Below are 408 nucleotides of genomic sequence, written 5' to 3' on the forward strand. Positions count from 1 at the left end.
TGAACCGCGCCGGGTTTGCCGGAGGCCGATTTCGTTTAGTTACGCGGCCATGGGTGCAGCTTCCAGAGCAGCGTAGAAGTTGGCCTCGGCTTCTGTCGGCGGGATGTTCCCGATCGGCTCGAGGGTCGATGCATTGCATCGACGCGGTTGTTGAACCAGTCCACCCGTTCCAGCGTGGCATATTCGACGGCCTCGAAGCTTCGCCATGGCCCACGACGGTGGATGACCTCGGCCTTGAACAGCCCGTTGATCGTCTCGGCCAAGGCGTTGTCGTAGCTATCGCCGACGCTGCCCACCGAAGGTTCGATCCCGGCTTCCGCCAAACGTTCGCTGTAACGAATGGACAGGTATTGGGAACCCCTGTCGCTATGGTGGACCAGCCCAATGCCCTTTCCAGGGCGGCGATCA

1 pseudogene is annotated in these 408 nt (G+C 61.3%); it reads right to left on the bottom strand.

The annotated features are described in order from the left end of the window. Positions 1-39: 39 nt before the first annotated feature. Positions 40-408 (bottom strand): annotated as a pseudogene (locus tag FG154_RS20860) (integrase core domain-containing protein); the annotation flags it as partial.

Source organism: Cereibacter sediminicola, from assembly GCF_007668225.1.
In the GTDB taxonomy this organism is placed as follows: domain Bacteria; phylum Pseudomonadota; class Alphaproteobacteria; order Rhodobacterales; family Rhodobacteraceae; genus Cereibacter_A; species Cereibacter_A azotoformans.